This window comes from Candidatus Nitrospira neuquenensis, from assembly GCF_979578155.1.
The window spans coordinates 45,890-63,844 of record NZ_CEFZDU010000022.1 but is presented as its reverse complement, the minus strand read 5'-3'; the positions used below and the strand labels follow the sequence as shown (position 1 = coordinate 63,844).

Genomic DNA, 17,955 nt, shown 5'->3' with positions numbered 1-17,955 from the left:
GAGGATCGCGCGTGAACGTGGAGCGATGCCGGATCTGCTCGGCCGGACCGCTGGTTGAGATCCTGGACTACGGGAGGGTGGCGCTCGCCGACGGGTTCCTCGACTCCCCGGCGCGGGTGCAAGACGAGCCGCGCTACCCGCTGGCCCTCTGCCGCTGTGGAGGCTGCGGCCACCTCCAGATCAACGAGATCGTGAGCCCGGAGCTGCTCTTCCGCGATTACATCTATTTGACGGGCGTCGGCGAGACAGTGCTTGTCCATGCACGGCAGCTCTATGAGGCGGTCGTGGCGGTGCTGGGCAAGGCGGGTGTGCCCCGATTGCGGGTCGTCGAGGCGGCGAGCAACGATGGGACCGTCCTTTCTGTCTTCCAGCACAACGGCTGTCAGGTGCTTGGGGTGGATCCGGCGCGCAACATCGCCAAGATCGCGAACGAGCGGGGCGTGGAGACGATCGCGGAGTTCTTCAACCGGGACACCGCGGAGGTCGTGGCCCACCGGCTGCCCGATGCGGACGTGGTCATCGCGCGCAACGTGCTGGCGCACGTCGCCGACTTGCACGGGTTCGTCGAGGGGATCAGGAGGGTGATGGGCCCCGAGGGCGTCGGTGTTGTCGAAGTGCCCCATGTCCTGACGATGTACGACCTGCTGCAGTACGACCAGGTGTTCCACGAGCACATCGGTTACTATTCGGTGGAGGTGCTGATCACGCTCTTCCGGATGCACAGGCTCAAGGTAGTCCGGGTCGAGGAGATCCCGATCCACGGGGGGTCGGTCCGCGTGTATCTCTCCCACGAGGGCGCGGCGCGAGTTCCGGACGAGTCGGTGGCCTGCGTGCTCCAGAAAGAGCGGGCGCGGGGGCTGGAGGGGTTGGAAGCCTGGCGCGACTTCGCTCGTCGGGTGGAGAAGCAGAAGGTGGCCCTGGTGGACGAGCTGCGTGCGATCAAGGCGCGCGGGCAGCGCGTGGCCGCCTATGGGGCGTCCGGCAAGGGGCAGGCCATGCTCCAGTTCTGCGGCATCGACGGCAGCCTGCTGGACTACGTGGTGGACAAGAGCGCCTGGAAGCAGGGGAAGCTGACCCCTGGCACGCACATCCCCGTCCATTCCACTGAGCGCCTGCTCGTGGACCGGCCGGACGTGTTGCTCCTTTCAGCCTGGAATCTTGCCGATGAGATCCGGCGTCAGGAGGACGCCTATGTCCGGCAGGGAGGGAGGCTGCTGCATCCGCTCCCCATGCCGCATTATCTGCCCTGACCGGGGCCCGGGGAGGAGCGGGAACGCGGAGAGTGAGGGCGAGCGAAGGTCGCCGGCGACGGCTGGGGGGAGAATGAGCGGTATGGAGCTGAACACCAAGTTTTGGAGGGATCGCCGGGTGTTGGTGACGGGGGCCACCGGTCTCGTCGGCACATGGACGGTCAAGCGACTGATCGATTCCGGCGCGGACCCGGTCTGCCTCGTGCGGGATTGGGTGCCCTACTCCGAATTCGTCCGCGCAGGGTTGGCCAACCGCTGCAGCATGGTCCGCGGCGATCTCTGTGACCAGCCGTTGATCGAGCGGACGCTGGGCGAGTACGACATCCGCACGGTCTTGCACTTGGCCGCCCAGAGCCAGGTGGGCGTGGCCTGCCGGAATCCCATCAGCACGTTCGAGACCAACATCGCCGGGACCTGGCGGTTGCTGGAGGCTTGCCGGCGGTCACCCACGGTGGAGCAGATCGTCGTGGCGTCATCGGACAAGGCCTACGGCGACCAGACGGTCCTGCCATACGACGAAACGTTTCCTCTCCAGGGCCGGGCCCCATACGACATGAGCAAGTCCTGCGCGGCGCTGATCTCCTTTTCCTACGCCAAGACCTACAGATTGCCGGTCTGTGTGACGATGTGTGGAAACTTCTACGGACCCGGCGACCTGAACTGGAACCGGGTGGTGCCCGGCACGATCCGATCCGTGCTGCGCGGAGAGCGACCCATCATCCGGTCCGATGGGACCTATGTGCGGGATTACTTCTTCGTGAAGGACGGTGCCGCGGCCTATTGCACACTGGCCGAGAAGATGGCGGAGCTGCCGGACATCCACGGCCAGGCGTTCAATTTCTCCAACGAGCAGCCGTCCACCGTGCTGGAGCTCGTTGCCCTTATCCTTCGCCTGATGGGGCGTCCGGACATCGAGCCCGTCGTCCAGAACCAGGTCACCAACGAGATCCGCAAGCAGTACCTGTCCGCGAAGAAGGCCCGAGAGGTGCTTGGATGGAAACCCATCTGGGACATCGAAACCGGCTTGACCGAGACGATCGAATGGTACCGGAAACTGCTCGGCTGACGCCGCGCCGCCGTGGCGTCGGGATCTGCGGAGGCGGTCCATCATGAAGGTGACGGCCTGTCAGGTCTGCGGCGCGGCGACGCTGTTCGAGGCCATGGACTTCGGCCGTCAGGCCCTGGCCAACGCCTTTCTGCGCGACGAGTCGGAGATCCCCGGGGAGCCCCGGTTTCCCCTCACACTCTGCCTGTGCGAGTCCTGCGGGCATGTCCAGATCAACGAGGTCGTGGATCCCGCGGTCCTCTTTCGTAACTATCTCTACGTCACGGGGGTGTCGGAGGCGGTGCAACGGCATGGCCGGCTACTGGTCGAGCTGGTGAGTCGGACGGGCGGCGCTTCGCTCCGGCCTGGCGCCTTTCTCCTCGAGGCGGCGAGCAACGACGGGACGATTCTCTCGGCCTTCCAGCGGGCGGGCTGGAAGGTCCTGGGGGTGGACCCGGCGGAGAACGTCGCGGCGATCGCCAACGGGCGTGGCATTCCCACGATCCCGGACTTTTTCGGCGTCCGGGCGGCCGAGGCGATCGTGCGCAAGGACGGACCGGCCGACGTCGTCCTGGCCCGCCACGTCATCGCCCACGTCGCGGCGCTGCACGACTTTGTGTCGGGCCTCGCGCTCGCCCTCCGCGACGACGGAATTGCCGCGGTGGAATGCTCCCACGTCCTTCCCCTCTACCGCGGACTGCAGTACGATCAGGTCTATCACGAGCATCTCGGCTACTTCTCGGTGACGGTGCTGCGGCGGCTGCTCGGCATGCACGGGCTCGACCTCTTTGCCGTCGAGGAGGTGGACATGCACGGCGGCTCGATCGTGGCCTTTGCCCAGAAGCGCGGCGGAGCCCGGGCGACGCACCCCTCCGTGGAGCGCATGGTACGGGCCGAGGCCGAGAGCGGATTGGCGACCCGGGAGGCCTGGGTCGGATTCGCGCGACGCGCGTACGAGCAGCGCGAGGCGCTCACGGCGGAGCTCCGGGAGCTCAAGCGCGCGGGGAAACGGGTCGCCGCCTACGGCGCCGCAGCGAAAGGCCAGGTCATGCTGCAGTTCTGCGGCGTCGGCCTGGACTTGCTCGACTTCGTCGTGGACAAGAGCGAGCTGAAGCAGGGGCGTCTCACCCCGGGCATGCACCTCCCGATCCTGGCCCCTGAGGCCGTCCCGGCGCGCCGGCCCGATGTCCTGCTCCTGTCCTCCTGGAACTACGCGGAGGAGATCCAGCGCCAACAGAAGCCCTACCTGGACGCTGGCGGACGTCTGCTGCACCCGCTCCCCCTGCCGCATTACCTCTGAACCCGCGCGTGCTGAACGGAAGACCACGAATCTCTCCGTGCGAGTCTTGATCATCGGCGCCAACGGCCAGTTGGGGAGCGCGCTCAGCCGCTGCTTCGCCCGGTCGCACGTGGTGGTGGAGACCGTGTACCGCCATCCCCGTCCCGGGCAACGGACGGCGGACCTGGGGGACAGGGCGGCCCTGCGCGCCGCCCTTCTTGAGGCCAAGCCGGACCTCGTGCTGCTCGCCGGCGCGTTCTGCCACGTGGACCTCTGCGAGACCGAACGGGAGGCCTGCTGGCGGGTGAATGTCGGAGGCGCGGAGGCCGTCGCCGACTATGCGCGGGAAGGCTCCTGCCGCGTCGTCTACTATTCGACCGACCAGGTCTTCGACGGCACCGGCGATACCTACCGGGAAACCGATCCCATCAATCCGTTGAACGTCTATGCGCAGAGCAAAGCGGCGGGGGAGACGGCGCTGCGCGAGCGCCTGCCCGACCGGCATCTGATCCTGAGGACGGCCTGGCTGTACGGCCCGGACCGGGCCAGGAAGAACTTCGCGTTGCGGCTCGCCCAGCGGATCGGGGAGGGCTGCGACGTGCCAGTGCCCTCCGATCAGTGGGGGACGCCGACTTACACGGAGGATCTGGCGGCGGCGACGCTGGTCCTCGTCGAGCGGGGCCTGGGGGGAACCTTTCATGCGGTCGGCCCCGAGGTGATCGACCGCGTGCGGCTGGCGCAGCGGGTCTGCGAGCGGTTCGGGCTCGACAGCCGGCATATCCTCCCGACGCCGACCCGCGAGCTTGGCCAGGCCGCCCCCCGCCCCCTGCGGGTCGTCCTGGACTGCGGGAAGCTGCGGGAGGCCGGTGTGCGTCCCTTCCGGTCGCTCGACGAGGGGCTGTCGGCGCTCCACGCCTGGCACGAGAGCGGGTTGGCCGCGGCCGCGGGGGAGCCGCGGGGCCGCGACGAGCAAGGCCCGAAAGACCGCGGAACCTGAGGGCGAGCGAACCGTGGACAATCCGCTGGTGTCCATCTGCGTGCCGACCTGCAACCGCGCGCCTTTGCTGCGGCAGAGCCTACGCACCATCTGCGGGCAGAGGTATCGCAACCTGGAAATCCTCATCAGCGACGACGCCTCGACGGACGAGACCGAGAAGCTCTGCCGTGAGTTGGCCGACGCGGACCCTCGTGTGCGCTATGTCCGCCAGCCGACGCGGCTGGGGCTGTACGGCAACCACAATTTCTGCATCGAGGAAAGCCGAGGCGAATTCCTCTGCCTCTTTCACGACGACGACCAGCACCACCCGGACTTGGTCTGCGACTCGGTCGGCTTCCTGCTCCGGCATCCGGAGGTCGGGATCGTCTGCTCGGACTGGGACCTGCTGGACGACGAGGGCCGACAGGTCGGCGTCCGGGACCACGACGTGCCGGATGTCGTGTCCGGGCTCGACTATATCGGCCGCACCATGCGAAGCGGCCAGTCGTTCATCGGCTGTCCGGGCGCGGTGATCCGGCGCGCCGCGCTCGGCCCCCTGCGGTTCCGGGAGGACGGACCGATCGGGTTCGCCGACTTCGTCATCTGGTTCCAGATCGCCGAACGGTTCAGCATCGGACATATCCCTCGGCGGCTCTGGCGTTACCGGGTCCATGCCCGGTCGTTCAGTCGCCGGACGATCGAGTCCCTGACCCGCGACTATTACGAAAACCTCAACCGGTACTGCGACGATCACCTGGGCCGCTGGCCCGGACATGCGGACCTGGTGCGGCGGTGGCGTCGGGACATCGACCGCTACCTGTTCTGGGCCCTCGCCTATGAGCTGGGCCTGCACTTCCGGCAGGCCTCGGAGGAAACCCGGCGCAAGCGGTCGGGTAATCGGTCCGTGTTCGAGCTCTCCGACTACCGCTTGACGGAGGAGGAGGTGCGCAGCGTGCGGGAGCAGCTCCGGCGCTTTCGGACCGGTCCGATACAGGTCCTGGCCTATTGGCTGCTTGAAGCCATGCAAGCCCTCCGGCTCACGGGGCCTCTGGCCCGGATCACCCACCATGCCGCCTCGATGCGGCGCCTCCTCGGTCTGCGATGAGGAGGACCGGCGGGCTCCCCTCGGAGATGAAACCCAACATGGACAGCCTCGACGACCTGCAACGCGCCACCCAGCGGAGCTTCGGCTATCAATGGACCCAGTTCGCCGATATGGTGGAGGCGAACCGGGAGCATTTCCTCACGTACATCGCCCCGGTCGAGCCTTCATTCTTCAAGGGCAAGGTCGGGCTGGACGCCGCCTGCGGGTTCGGGCGCCATCTCTACTATGCGAGGGAATTCGGCGCCCGGATGGTGGGGTTGGACTTCAGCGATGCGATCCGATCTGCGAGGCGGGTGCTGGCCGGGCGGCCCGGCGCCTCGCTGGTGCGGGGGGATATCTATCGGATGCCCTTCCGTCCCGAGAGCTTCGACTTCGTCTACAGCCTCGGTGCGCTCCACCACTTGCCGGACCCCGAGGCCGGCTTCCAAAGCCTGCTGCCCCTCGTCAAAAAAAACGGCGCGGTCTTCATCTGGGTCTACAGCAAGCGGCGACGGGTGCTGAACTCGCTCCTCGAGGGGCTCCGCCGCCTGACGACGCGGCTCCCTCTCGGCCTGCTCAAGCGGCTCTGCTGGGCGCTGGCAGTGGTGGACTACTATGTCTTCGTCAATCCATACCGCCTGCTGGCGCAGGCGGGCCTGCGGCCGTGGGCGCCGCCGAGGGTCCGGCTCTACGCCAAGTTCCCGTTCCGGGTCTGCTTCGCCGACTGGTTCGACCGCCTCGCCGCGCCCATCCGGTTCTATTACGACGAGAAGGACCTGCAGGGGTGGGCGGCGCGCGCCGGGCTCCGCGACGTCGTGATCTCGGCGACCGGCGCCTACGGGTTTCGCCTGTTCGGGTACAAGGCCGGATGAGCCGAAGCCTCGGCGACAGGTTCGCTTCCGCCTCTTTGGCCGGCGATGGACGCTCGGGTGTTGCGGTCGGGTCCTTCGCCGGCCCCCCATCCCTCCTGCCCTCAGTGCTGATCTGCCTCGCGGTGTTCTGGCTCGCCTTCCGTGGCTACCCGCTGGAAGCGGTCCACTTCAACACGCTGCACTTCCTCTCGAAGGATCCCTTCCCGGACTTCTGGGGGCTACGCGTCGTGGACCCCGCCACAGGCCGGGTGGATTGGTCGCTGCTCTACCGCAACGAAGGGTTGATGGCGGCGGAACTCTATTTCCTCTACCGGCTTCCTCTGGTGTTGGAGACCAAGCTGGTCTTGGTCAATGTAGTGAACCTGGGCGCGCAGGCGCTGAACGCGGCGCTCTTCGCCTATGTCGTCCGGAAGCTGGCCGGCCCGGGCCGGTGGCTCCCCTACCTGCTGCTGTACCTGCTCTATCCCTTCGCCGCCTCCAACCACTACTGGCAGGCAGGCCTGCCGGTGAATCTGGCGGCGACCCTGTTCCTAGCCTCCCTGACGTTTTTTCTCAACGTGGACTTCGCACCGGGGCGGGAGGGCCGAAACCTGTTCTGTTGGCTCCTGCCGAGCCTGCTTTGCCTGTGGCTCTCGATCATCACGGTGGAGTATGCGATCTGCCTCTCTCCGCTGTTCGTCTATCTGGCCATCTATCGGGCCAACGGCGGGCAGGGCGTCTGGCGGTTCCGGCGCTGGGTCACGCCCTACACGGCGATGGCCGCGCTGTTCCTCCTGACGAGCCTCCTACCTGCACTCCTGTTCACCGGCCACCGGCTCACGGTGGCTTCCTATGGGAGTCGCTTCAGCGATCTCGCGCAGCAGGCACGTCTGCCGGAGGGGCTGGTCAAGGTCGGGGTCATGGCAGGCAACGCCGTGCTGGTCGGTCTCTCTTACCTCTTCGCGAACACCGCCGGGCTCCTGGTCTATCCGCTGGCCGACACGGTGCGGGCGGCCGGTTACCTCGTGGGTCTGGGCGCGACGGTCTGGGCGCCGCTGGCCGTGCTCGCGGCGTTGGTAGGGTGGAGCTGGTGGCGGTCGGCGAAGGTCGGCCCTGGGGGCGGCGGCGGCATGGATCGACGGTTCCTGCTCGTCGCTGGCGCGCTCTGGGCCTTCCTGTCCTATTTCCCCTTCCTGCTGTCCATCGGGTATCCGCGCAACGTCGGCCTGCACGTGGACCGGATCAACATCCTCGGCTCCATGGGCGTCGTCCTCTTCGTGGGAACCGCCGTGGGCCTCTTGGTGGATCGGCTCCGCCCGCACGCCTCGCCGGCGCTGGCCGTCGCCGGGGCGCTGGTGGCGGCGTTGTGGCTGGTGAACCTCGAGATCCAGAAGGCCTCCTACGTGGAGGCGGATTGGAAGGAACGGGCGCTGGTCGAAGCGGTCTTGCAGGAGCAGCAGCGCCTTTCGGCGAGCGGGCGGGAGCCCGTGTTTCTCTTGGAGCGGGCCGGCGGATGGCGGACGCTGCGGGATCAGATCCGGGAGGCCCTGTCGGGGGCGACGGGGACCGCCAAGCTGGTCGGGCTTGGCCGCTTCCTGTGGGAGCGGCACTTCGCCGGGCGGACCCTCACGACCGGTTTCACCTTCGATGGGATCTATTTCTTCTGGTGCTGTCCGGCCAGCGCGCCGGTCACGTTCAACTTCTACGCCGACTGGCTCGGCTGGCCTCGGCCATCGGTCTTCAAGCGCGAGGGCACCTTCCGTCTCGAGGAGAGCCCGGACGCCTACCGGATCGGGTATCTCGCGCAGGAGGTCTGGGATGCGCCGTCGAACCCCGGCGAGTTCCGAATCTACCCCAAGAGTCGGTATGATCTGGTGACGATGGAAATCGGCGAGTCCACATTCCGGCTCGGCGGGCCGCTGGCCTATTCGTTCAGGCCGGCCGTGGTGTCGTCGGTCCGGGAGGGGACCTGACCATGTGCGGCCTCTGCGGTGCTCTGAGCTTCGACGGCAGCGACTGCGCCCCGGACACGGTCGAGCGCATGGTCGGGAGCCTGCATCACCGCGGCCCGGATGCGCAGGGCCGCTACGAATCCAGGACGGGCGCCGGCTCCGTCTTTCTCGGCCACACCCGCCTGAGCATCCTCGATCTGTCGGAGGCCGGCCGGCAGCCGCTCTCCAACGAGACGGGAAAGGTCTGGGTCGTCTTCAACGGCGAGATCTACAATTTCTGGGCCCTGCGCCGTGAGCTGGAGGCCTGCGGTCACGTCTTCCGTTCCAAGACCGACTCGGAGGTGATCGTCCACGCCTACGAGCAGTATGGCGACGACTTTGTGTCTCGGCTGGACGGGATGTTCGCGCTGGCCGTCTGGGACGAGGAGCGGGAGCGGCTGCTGCTGGCCAGGGACCGGGCTGGCAAGAAGCCGCTCTATTATCGCGCCGCGCCGAAGGCGTTCGTCTTCGGCTCCGAGCTCAAGGCGCTCTTCGCCCATCCGGCGGTGCGGCGGGAGGTCAACGAGGCGGCGGTGCCGCTCTACCTCACCTACGGCTACGTGCCCTGGCCGGAGACCTCCTACCGGGACGTTCTGCAGGTGCCGCCCGCTTCCTATCTGGTCGTGGATCGCGGTCGGGTCGGCGAGCCCCGCGCTTACTGGGACCTGGAATACCCCTTGGCCGGCCGAGAGCGGCGCGTGCCCTTGGAGGAGGCCTGCCGTGAGATCCGCCGCCTGTTGGAGGCCGCGGTGGAACGGCGCCTGCTCAGCGACGTGCCGCTCGGGGCCTTCTTGAGCGGAGGCATCGATTCCTCCATCGTCGTCGGCATTATGAGTCGCCTGGTGGGCCGCCGGGTCAAGACCTTCAGCATCGGCTTCACCGGCGACAAGGAATTCGACGAGACGCCCTTCTCGCGCATCGTGGCACGACACTTCCAGACGGACCACACGGAGTTTATCCTCGAGCCCACCGCCTTCGAGCACGTGGAGCGGCTTCTATGGCACCACGACCAGCCCTACGGGGACTCCTCCGCGCTGCCGACCTATTTGCTCTGCCGCCTCGCGCGGGAGCACGTCACGGTCGCGCTGAACGGAGACGGCGGCGACGAGGTCTTCGCGGGCTACGAGCGGTTCCTCGGCGCTGTGCTGTCTGAGCGGATGCCGGCGTGGCTGACAAGGCTGGGCACCGGGCTGACCGGCGCCTGCCTGCGGCTGGGCGGGCGGCGCCGCCTGGTCGTCCGCGCGCATCGGTTCCTGCTGCAAGCCGCCAAGCCGCTCGCGGACCGCTACCTCGCCTGGTGCTCGCTCTTCTCGCAGGAGATGCTGGCGGAGATGCTGGCGAGCCCGCCGCCGCCCACGGTCCGCGCAAGCTTCGATGCCTGCTTCGAGCGGTCGCAGAACCGGGCGCTCCTGCATCGGATTCTCTATCTGAACTTCAAGACCTACCTGCCGGACGACCTGATGGTGAAGATGGACCGGATGAGCATGGCCCACGCGCTCGAGACGCGATCGCCGTTTCTGGACACGGCGCTGGTCGAGTACGTGGCCTCACTGCCGCCGGAGTACAAGCTGAACCGCTGGAAACTCAAGTACGCCCTCAAGGCGGCCTTCGCCGACCTGTTGCCCGAGCCGATCCTGAAGCGAGGGAAGCGCGGGTTTGGCGTGCCGCTGGGCGCCTGGTTCCGGGGCGAGCTGAAGGAGTTTGTCGCCGACCTGCTGCTGGGTACCTCGCCGCGGTATCGGCCCTTCATCCGTCCGGAGGGGGTGCGGCGGATCTTCGACAGCCACCAGGCGCGGGAGCGGGATTACGGCACGCAGCTCTGGACCCTGATGAACTTCGAGCTGTGGCTGCGGCGCATGGCGGAGCCCGTCAAACTTTGACGTTGACTTCGCTCGCCGGCCCTGACTACAGTACCCGACTTGCCAAGGCGAGACGCGACGCCGATCGCCCGGCCGGGCCTGTCCACGGCCCCGCCGCCGAGCGTGACGCCTGCTCCACGACCGCCCGGCCCCGTCGTCTTGGTCATCCCGGCACCAGTAGAGGGGATCGCACACCATGAAGCTCAGCATCATCAACCCGCCGCACGACATCATGGAATCCTACGGTTCCCGCCGGAACCGCGGAAAGAAGTTCGGCTACTGGCCCTCCTTCGGCGTGGCCGTCCTGGCCGGCGGCGTGAGGAAGATCGGCTGGGACGTGGAATACCTGGACTGTCCGATGGTGGACTACGGCGCCGCGGAGATCGTGCAGCATCTCAAGCGCAGCAAGCCCGACGTCATCGGGATCAGCTCCCTGCTGGCGACGCGCGAGCACATCAAGCCGCTGATCGAGGCGCTGGACAAGGAGTTCGAGGCGCCGATCTTCCTCGGCGGCCTGCTGGCCACCAGCTTCGGGGAGAGCGTGTTGGCGGAGAACCCGGGGCTGGACTTCGCCGTCGTGGGCGAGGCCGAGCAGACGATCGTCGAGGTGCTCAAGAAAATCGAGCGGGGCGACAACCTGAAGGGCGTGCGCGGGCTCTGCTACCGGGACAACGGCCGCATCGTGCGGACGGACCCGCGCCCCATGCTGATGAACCTGGACCTGCAGCCCTCGCCCGACTGGAGCGTGTGTGACTTGAGCCTCTACCATCCGCTCCCGCTCATGTACAAGCGCCACCCGATCATCCTCTACATGGCCTCCCGTGGGTGCCCCTACGGCCAGTGCACGTTCTGCTTCCAGGCCGGGAGCGCGGCGCCGATCTACCGGCGGCACAGCCCGGAGCGGGTCGTCCGCGACATGAAGGAGGCCGTCGTGAAGTGGGGCGTGCGCGAGGTGGCCTTCTGGGACGACATTTTTCTCGTGGACGAGGCGTGGGTCCTGAAATTCTGTGAGCTGATCCGGCAGGAGGGGCTGGAGAAGGAGCTGGTCTGGCAGGCCTACGGCTACTCGGGGACCATGACCAAGAAAATGGTGGACGCGGCCGCGCGCGCCGGCTGCTGGAACGTCTACATCGGCTTCGAGTCGGCCAACCAGGACGTGCTGGACCGCGTGAAGAAGGGCGTGAAGGTGGACCAGATCGCCCAGGCCATCCGCTGGGTGCTCGACGCGGGGATGGACGTGCGGGGCACTTTCATCCTGTCGCTGCCGGGCGAATCGCCGGCCAAGGCGATGAACAGCGTCCGGTTCGCGATCGACAACCGGATCAGCTACGTCATGTTCTACCCCTACTTTCCCGAGTACGGGACGCCCCTCTATTACGAGCTGGTCCAGGAGGGGAAGTTTCTCGACGACACGTACAAGGGCCGGGACCATGCCCAGTACGTGCCGGAGGGCTACCGGGACGCCAAGGAGATTGAGGAGACGATCCGCCGGGCCTACCGGAAGTTCTACCTGCGGCCGGGTTACATCTGGCAGCGGTTGACCCGCATTCGGACGTGGGACGACATCAAACAGCATTACAACGCCCTGCAGTTCGTCATCGGGCTGGCCTTCAAGAGCCCCTAACGAAGCGAGGAATCACGGGGTCATGTCGCAGTTCAAGATCCTCTATAACAAGGCGGAGTGCATCGGGGCCGGCGCCTGCGTCGGCGTCCATCCGGACCTCTGGAGCCTGGACGACGAAGCCAAGGCGATCCTGAACGGGGGCACGCTGAACCCGGCCACCGAGCGGTACGAACTCGTCGTGGACGGGGGCGACATCCGGAAGATCAAGGATTCGGCCCTGGTCTGTCCCGTCTATGCGATCGACATCATCGACCTGGCGACCGACAAGAGCATCCTGGAGATCACGCCGACCGCCGAGCGGGAGAAGGAAACCGCGCGCGTGATCGAGGCGACGTATGACAGCGAGAAGGAATGGGAGATGGACCCCAAGGGGTTCGTCACGATCAAGATCTTCCCGGATCAGGGGCTCATCAAGGTCCGTTGCTACACGGCCAAGCATGAGCTGCTCTACGTGGTGCAGGGCCGGAAGGCGGAGGACATCTTCAACACCCTGGTCCGGCTGAAGACCGTGTCCACTCTGCCTCATGCGGCCTACCTGGGCAGCGAGCTGCAGAAGGCCGAGGTTGCCCTGCGGCTTGGCTTGGAGTATGTGCAGGATGATCCGCTGCAGTCGCCCCAGTCCGCCCGGTCCTCCGCCCCGCCCGCCTCCTGATCCCTCACCCGGACGCCCAACGAAAGGATTGGTTCCGCCGATGGCCAGACTCTTGCTCGTCAACCCCTCCTACAAAGAGACCCACGCGAACATCATGCCCCGCTTCTGCCTGCCGTTCTATCCCGTGCTGGGCCTGGCGACGGTGGCGGCGAGGCCGCGGGAGTTGGGGCACGAGGTGCGCGTGCTCGATTACTGCTACGAGGATCTCGACCTGGACGGCATCATGGACGTCGTCAGAGGATGGAAGCCGGACGTCGTGGGCCTGACGGGGACCACGCCGCTGTTTCCTCAAGTCTGTGCCATCACCGAGCGGGTCAAGCGATACCGCCGCGACATCATGGTCGTCGGCGGGGGAGCCCACTGTTCCGCGCTGCCGGAGCGGTCGCTCGAGGAAGCGGGGCTCGATGTCGTCTGCTGCGGTGAAGGGGACTTCGCGCTGGCGTCCTTGGTGGACGGCAAGGCGCCGAAAGATGTGCCGGGGCTCGTCTGGTCGGACGGAGGCCGGCCGGTCCGCTCCGCCCCGCGCGGCTGGATCGAAGACCTCGACGACCTCCCCTTTCCGAGCTGGGACCTCTTCGACCTCCGGCAGTATGCGCGGTACGCTCCCCCGCTGGCCCGCCGGCGCGGCGCGACGGGCTTCATTGAGACCTCGCGGGGCTGCACCTTCTCCTGCAATTACTGCGCGAGCAAGAACACCGCCGGCCGTCTGTTGCGGAAGAAGTCGGTGCCCCGGGTGGTCGAAGAATTCGCCGCGATGCGCCGCGCCGGGTTCCGCGAGCTCTTCGTCGTGGACGACATCTTCACCGCCGAGCCGGCGAGGGTCAAGGCGATCTGCGAAGGGGTCATCCGCGCAGGGATCGGGATCGCCTGGAGCTGCGCCAGCGGCCTTCGCGTGGACATCGGCGACCAAGAGATGTTCGACCTGATGAAGCGCGCCGGCTGCTACAAGGTGGCCTTCGGGTTCGAATCGGGGGACGACTGGGTGCTGCAGGAGAACGGCCGCGGCGGGCACGCCTCCGCCGCCGCCGCCCGTCGGGCCGTCGCCATGTGCCGGAAGGCCGGTATCGAGGTCTATGGGTTTTTCATGGTTGGTCTGCTGCATGACACGGAACAGGGGATGGCCAAGACGATCGCGATGGGACGTTCCTTGCCCGTCAATGTTCTGAAGGTGAGCATCTGCGTTCCCTTCCCGGGCACCGCCATGTTCTCGGAGCTGGAGGCCAGGGGGTTGATCGAGGATCGAAACTGGAGCAAGTACAACGTCTACAACCCGCGCGCGATGTACCGGCATCCCTCACTGTCCTGGGAGACGATCGAGCGGTACCACCGGCTGGCCTATCGGAAGATGGTGCTCTGGAATCCCTGGTACTATGTCCGGCACTTCTGGAAGGGTTTGTTCAGAGGGGACTTCCTCTACAACGTGTACTACTTCATCAGGTTCCTGTTGTCCGGCGCGCGTATCTGACCATGCCCGGCTTAGGCCCGTCCGGCTTGACTCCCTCCGGTCGTTGGAGGTAGATAAGGAGCCCCGCCGGGCCTAGGGGTATACCATCGGTGCCATGATCCAGACCTCCCCGACATCCAAGTCGCAGACAACCTGCCGCATCTGCCGATCGGCGCGGCTGCGGGTCTATCTCGACCTCGGCCGGACGCCGCTGGCCAATTCCTACCTGCGGGAGGAAGACCTCGGCCGCCCCGAGTTCGCGGAAGAGCTGGCGCTCCAGGTCTGCGAGGACTGCGGCCTGTCCCAGTTGACCAAGGTCGTGCATCCGGACCTGATGTTCCGGAATTACCTGTACGTCAGCTCGACGACGGAAACCTTCCGCAATCACTGCGTGGAGTTGGCGAAGACCGCAGTCGCCCGCGCGGCGTGCCGGGCCGGCGACTTGGTCATGGACATCGCGAGCAACGACGGTTGCCTGCTGTCCAAGTTCCGGGACGAGGGAATGCAGGTGATCGGCGTCGATCCGGCGAAAAACCTGGCGGCCGAGGCGAACAAGGCCGGCATCCCGACGCTGTGCGCCTACTGGTCCTTAGAGACGGCGGAGACGGTCGCGAGCCGGTACGGCTGCCCGAAAGTCATCACGGCCACGAATGTGTTCGCCCACGTGGATGACGTCCACGAGTTCGTCCGCGCCGTGGATCGCTGCTTGGCTCCCAAGGGCCTGTTGGTCATCGAGTGTCCCTACGTGGTGGACTTCATCGAGAAAAACGAGTTCGACACGGCCTACCATGAGCACCTCTCGTACGTGGGAATTCTCCCGCTCACCATCCTGATGAAGCAGTATGGAATGACCGTCCTGGACGTCGAGTATTTCAAGGACATCCACGGCGGCACGGTGCGGGTCTTCACCGGCCGGGCCGGCGAGCATCGTCCCCAGCCGTCCGTGGCGCGCTGCCTGGAACAGGAGCAGGCCTTCGGCATCCGGGACTTCCACCTGTACGAGGCCTTCGGCCGGCGCGTCCAGGGCAACAAGGCTCGCCTCGTCGAGTTGGTCCGCGAGCTGCACGGACAGGGGCGGACGATCTGGGCCTACGGGGCCAGCGCCAAGGGCAACACGCTGATGAATTATTTCGGGCTGACGCGCGACACCATTCCGGTGGCCGTGGACGACAACCCGAAAAAGTGGGGGTGGTACACGCCGGGCTCGCACATGCGGATCACCGGTCCCGAGGAATTGGCCCGCTCCAAGGTGGACTATCTGCTGCTGCTCGCGTGGAACTTCGAGGCGGAAATCCGCCGCCGCTGCCGCGCCATCGACTACCGCGGCGCCTACATCCTGCCCGTCCCCGAGGCCCGGATCCTGTCCTAGGAGGGAGGCTTGTCCATGTCCAAGAAGGCACATATGCCAGAGCGCAAGGTGGTCCTCGTGACCGGTTGCCTGGGCTTCATCGGGTCACACTTCACCCGCGCCTGCCTCCAGCGCGGCTGGAAGGTCTGGGGCGTGGACAAGAAGACCTATGCCGCGCGGACGGAACTGTTGGAGGAGTTCGGTCAGTCCTCCTCGTTCCGGTACCTGGAAGCGGACATCGCCCGCATGGACCACCTCTACGACGTGGACTATGTCTTCAATTTCGCGGCCGAGACCCATGTAGACAACAGTATCATGGACAGCCAGCGGTTCACGATGTCCAACATCCTGGGCGTCGAGAACCTGCTCGAATTGATCCGCGGCAAGCGGAACTACGAGATGCCGCTGCTGGTCCAGATCAGCACCGACGAAGTCTACGGTGACGTCCTCAACGGAAACCACAAGGAAACCGACCCGCTTCGGCCCAGCAATCCTTACTCCGCCAGCAAGGCCGCGGCGGACATGCTGGTGATGGGCTGGCACCGGACTCACAAGGTGCCCTATCTGATCATCCGGCCGACCAACAACTACGGCATCTACCAGTACCCGGAGAAGCTCATCCCGAAGGCCATCAAGTACCTCTCGCTCGGGAAGAAGATCCCCCTGCACGGCGACGGTTCCTACGTGCGCAATTGGCTGCACGTCGAGGACACGGTGTCGGCGATCCTGCACCTGGTCGAGCACGGCGGGCGTAACCGGATTTACAACGTCTCGGGCAACTACGAGGCGCCGAACCGGGAGGTCATCTCCAAGGTGTTGACCGCCTACTTCGGCACACCCGTTCCGCTGGAGGACCACGTCCAGTTCAATTACGACCGCATGGGGCAGGACGTGCGCTATTCGCTCGACGATTCGGCCATCCGCGCCCTGGGCTGGAAGAACACGAAGGACTTCGACATTGAGGTGAAGGCCGTCGTGGAATTCTACAAGAACCGGTTCGTCTGGTGACGGGCACCTCGATCGCCGTCCTCGCGCCGTCCGACGCCCAGCCCACCGATCCCCTGAGCCTTGCCGGGATCATCCCGTGAACGGACAGCACACACAAGATTGGCTGCGGTGGGACACCCTGATCTTCTTCGGCGGCACCGTCGCCGCGGCGGTGTGGATCGGTTACCACATCCGCGACCTCGGCTTCCGCATCGAGCAGCCGGCCATCGGGTTGGACTATGCGATGGGCGTCCTCTGGTGGATCGTGCTGGCCGTCGGCCTCATCTGGCTGGGCGGCGAGGATCGGAAGCTGCTGCTGGCGGCATGGCTCGCGAAGTTCTTCGTAGTGCTGGTGGTGATGCTGTTCTATGAGCAACGCTACGGGCTGGATGCGTACCACTATTTTCGAGCTACGGTCACCGGCATCCACTTCATGTACCCCGGAATCGACTGGCGCGAGGAGTGGTACCACCTCTTCCGGGATCCGACCAGGGGGCTAGAGGAGCACCGTCTCGGCCAGGGCACGGACAACATGCTGCGGCTGGTCATGTTGATTTCCTTGATTGCTGGAAAGTATTACCACGCCCTCAAGATCGTTTTCGCCTTCTTCGGCCTCATGGGGGCCTACGCCTTTTACCGCGCCGTCGTCGTGATGCTGGGCCGGCCTGCGCCGATCGCCTTCTACTGGCTGGCCTTCTTTCCCTCCATCCTGTTCTGGTCTTCGATCCTGGGGAAGGACCCGCTCATCTTCATGATTCTGGGCATCGTCGCCTACGGAGCCGCCCGCCTGTTGGTCAGGGGAGAGGCGAAAGGTTTTTTTATCGCGAGCGGCGGATTCGTCCTGGCCTTCAATGTCCGACCGTGGACGGCGGTGATGGCCGCTGGCTGCCTGGTGCTGGCCGTCCTCATCCGGAGGGGCCATGTGATTCAACGTTTGGCGATCGTCGTACTCGCACTGCCGGCACTCCTTTATGCGTGGGAACCGATCGCCAAGCGGTTTCACATCGAAGACCTGAAGTCCGTTGAACGGCTGTACGTCCAACTTACCGAGGGCCAGGACGTGAGGTCCGAGTGGACCGCCTACACCGCGGAGTTCGGGGGCTCGCGCCGGGCCAACGAGGCGATGGAGCTGGCGCAACAGATGCAAAGCGGTAACCTGGGGCAGGCGCTCCCGGTCGTGATCTTCAGCGGCTTGTTCCGCCCCCTGCCGTTCGACGCCCGGAACATCTTCAGCGGATTGGCCGCCGTGGAAAATACCATCCTGCTCGTCTTGGTCCTGATAGCGCTCCGGCGTTTGAAGTGGTCTACCGTGAGGGATCCGGTCGTGATCTGGGCCGCGTCCTACTGCGTGCTGTGGTCGGCGCTGCACGGGGCGATCCTTCTCGCAAACTTCGGGGCCGGGGTGCGCTATAAGCTGCAGATGGTGCCGTTCATGGTCATGGTCCTCTTCCTGCTCCTCCACCGTGAAGGATATGCCAAGGGGATGGTCGGAGCGAACCGAGTCGGCGCGCCGGGGGCGGTGCTGCCCCAGCGGTCGCTGGGGGCGCAGGCGACCTGAGGATGGA

Annotated in this window: 14 protein-coding genes; all 14 read left to right on the top strand. The window is 66.1% G+C overall.

Annotated elements, in window-relative coordinates; genetic code table 11:
- The first annotated feature begins 11 nt into the window (after nucleotides 1–11).
- The 14 genes from AC1U7O_RS09170 to AC1U7O_RS09105 all read left to right on the top strand — a co-directional run bounded on the left by AC1U7O_RS09170 (nucleotide 12) and on the right by AC1U7O_RS09105 (nucleotide 17,948).
- On the top strand, nucleotides 12–1,250 hold the full coding sequence (locus AC1U7O_RS09170) for a methyltransferase domain-containing protein (protein WP_479894422.1): 1,239 nt from the start codon (nucleotides 12–14) through the stop codon (nucleotides 1,248–1,250).
- A gap of 82 nt (nucleotides 1,251–1,332) precedes the next feature.
- Nucleotides 1,333–2,316, top strand: a complete 984-nt coding sequence (locus tag AC1U7O_RS09165; protein WP_479894421.1) for a GDP-mannose 4,6-dehydratase — start codon at nucleotides 1,333–1,335, stop codon at nucleotides 2,314–2,316.
- 43 nt (nucleotides 2,317–2,359) lie between these two features.
- Nucleotides 2,360–3,595: a methyltransferase domain-containing protein gene (locus tag AC1U7O_RS09160; protein WP_479894420.1), complete on the top strand. Its 1,236-nt coding sequence runs from the start codon at nucleotides 2,360–2,362 to the stop codon at nucleotides 3,593–3,595.
- A gap of 37 nt (nucleotides 3,596–3,632) precedes the next feature.
- Nucleotides 3,633–4,571 (top strand): SDR family oxidoreductase, encoded by a 939-nt coding sequence (locus AC1U7O_RS09155; protein ID WP_479894419.1) that lies wholly within the window; start codon nucleotides 3,633–3,635, stop codon nucleotides 4,569–4,571.
- A gap of 13 nt (nucleotides 4,572–4,584) precedes the next feature.
- A complete protein-coding gene (locus tag AC1U7O_RS09150; RefSeq protein WP_479894418.1) occupies nucleotides 4,585–5,655 on the top strand; it encodes a glycosyltransferase family 2 protein in 1,071 nt (356 codons plus the stop codon).
- A gap of 38 nt (nucleotides 5,656–5,693) precedes the next feature.
- Nucleotides 5,694–6,506 carry a class I SAM-dependent methyltransferase gene (locus tag AC1U7O_RS09145; protein WP_479894417.1) on the top strand — a complete coding sequence of 271 codons (813 nt, stop codon included), beginning with the start codon at nucleotides 5,694–5,696 and terminating at the stop codon, nucleotides 6,504–6,506.
- Nucleotides 6,503–8,458, top strand: coding sequence for a hypothetical protein (locus AC1U7O_RS09140; protein ID WP_479894416.1), 1,956 nt, complete (start codon nucleotides 6,503–6,505; stop codon nucleotides 8,456–8,458). Before AC1U7O_RS09145 ends, AC1U7O_RS09140 begins: the two co-directional genes overlap by 4 nt.
- 2 nt (nucleotides 8,459–8,460) lie before the next feature.
- Nucleotides 8,461–10,356 (top strand): asparagine synthase (glutamine-hydrolyzing), encoded by a 1,896-nt coding sequence (gene asnB / locus AC1U7O_RS09135; protein ID WP_479894415.1) that lies wholly within the window; start codon nucleotides 8,461–8,463, stop codon nucleotides 10,354–10,356.
- A gap of 175 nt (nucleotides 10,357–10,531) precedes the next feature.
- Complete coding sequence (locus AC1U7O_RS09130; protein WP_479894414.1) at nucleotides 10,532–11,959, top strand: B12-binding domain-containing radical SAM protein; 1,428 nt, start codon at nucleotides 10,532–10,534, stop codon at nucleotides 11,957–11,959.
- Between the two features lie 22 nt (nucleotides 11,960–11,981).
- Entirely contained in the window at nucleotides 11,982–12,611 is a 630-nt protein-coding gene (locus AC1U7O_RS09125) for a ferredoxin (RefSeq protein ID WP_479894413.1), read from the top strand.
- Between the two features lie 40 nt (nucleotides 12,612–12,651).
- A complete protein-coding gene (locus AC1U7O_RS09120) occupies nucleotides 12,652–14,076 on the top strand; it encodes a B12-binding domain-containing radical SAM protein (RefSeq protein ID WP_479894412.1) in 1,425 nt (474 codons plus the stop codon).
- Nucleotides 14,077–14,170: 94 nt separating this feature from the next.
- Nucleotides 14,171–15,424, top strand: coding sequence for a methyltransferase domain-containing protein (locus AC1U7O_RS09115; RefSeq protein ID WP_479894411.1), 1,254 nt, complete (start codon nucleotides 14,171–14,173; stop codon nucleotides 15,422–15,424).
- Between the two features lie 33 nt (nucleotides 15,425–15,457).
- The gene (locus AC1U7O_RS09110; RefSeq protein WP_479894410.1) at nucleotides 15,458–16,411 is read left to right on the top strand and encodes a dTDP-glucose 4,6-dehydratase; all 954 of its coding nucleotides are present in this window, start codon (nucleotides 15,458–15,460) and stop codon (nucleotides 16,409–16,411) included.
- Nucleotides 16,412–16,487: 76 nt separating this feature from the next.
- A complete protein-coding gene (locus tag AC1U7O_RS09105) occupies nucleotides 16,488–17,948 on the top strand; it encodes a hypothetical protein (protein ID WP_479894409.1) in 1,461 nt (486 codons plus the stop codon).
- Nucleotides 17,949–17,955 lie beyond the last annotated feature (7 nt).

Excerpts from the sequence above, each read along its gene's own strand:
- AC1U7O_RS09115 (WP_479894411.1), top strand. The coding sequence starts at position 14,171 with ATGATCCAGACCTCCCCGACATCCAAGTCGCAGACAACCTGCCGCATC.
- AC1U7O_RS09145 (WP_479894417.1), top strand. The coding sequence starts at position 5,694 with ATGGACAGCCTCGACGACCTGCAACGCGCCACCCAGCGGAGCTTCGGC.
- AC1U7O_RS09110 (WP_479894410.1), top strand. The coding sequence starts at position 15,458 with ATGCCAGAGCGCAAGGTGGTCCTCGTGACCGGTTGCCTGGGCTTCATC.
- asnB (WP_479894415.1), top strand. The coding sequence starts at position 8,461 with ATGTGCGGCCTCTGCGGTGCTCTGAGCTTCGACGGCAGCGACTGCGCC.
- AC1U7O_RS09125 (WP_479894413.1), top strand. The coding sequence starts at position 11,982 with ATGTCGCAGTTCAAGATCCTCTATAACAAGGCGGAGTGCATCGGGGCC.
- AC1U7O_RS09160 (WP_479894420.1), top strand. The coding sequence starts at position 2,360 with ATGAAGGTGACGGCCTGTCAGGTCTGCGGCGCGGCGACGCTGTTCGAG.
- AC1U7O_RS09130 (WP_479894414.1), top strand. The coding sequence starts at position 10,532 with ATGAAGCTCAGCATCATCAACCCGCCGCACGACATCATGGAATCCTAC.
- AC1U7O_RS09140 (WP_479894416.1), top strand. The coding sequence starts at position 6,503 with ATGAGCCGAAGCCTCGGCGACAGGTTCGCTTCCGCCTCTTTGGCCGGC.
- AC1U7O_RS09165 (WP_479894421.1), top strand. The coding sequence starts at position 1,333 with ATGGAGCTGAACACCAAGTTTTGGAGGGATCGCCGGGTGTTGGTGACG.
- AC1U7O_RS09120 (WP_479894412.1), top strand. The coding sequence starts at position 12,652 with ATGGCCAGACTCTTGCTCGTCAACCCCTCCTACAAAGAGACCCACGCG.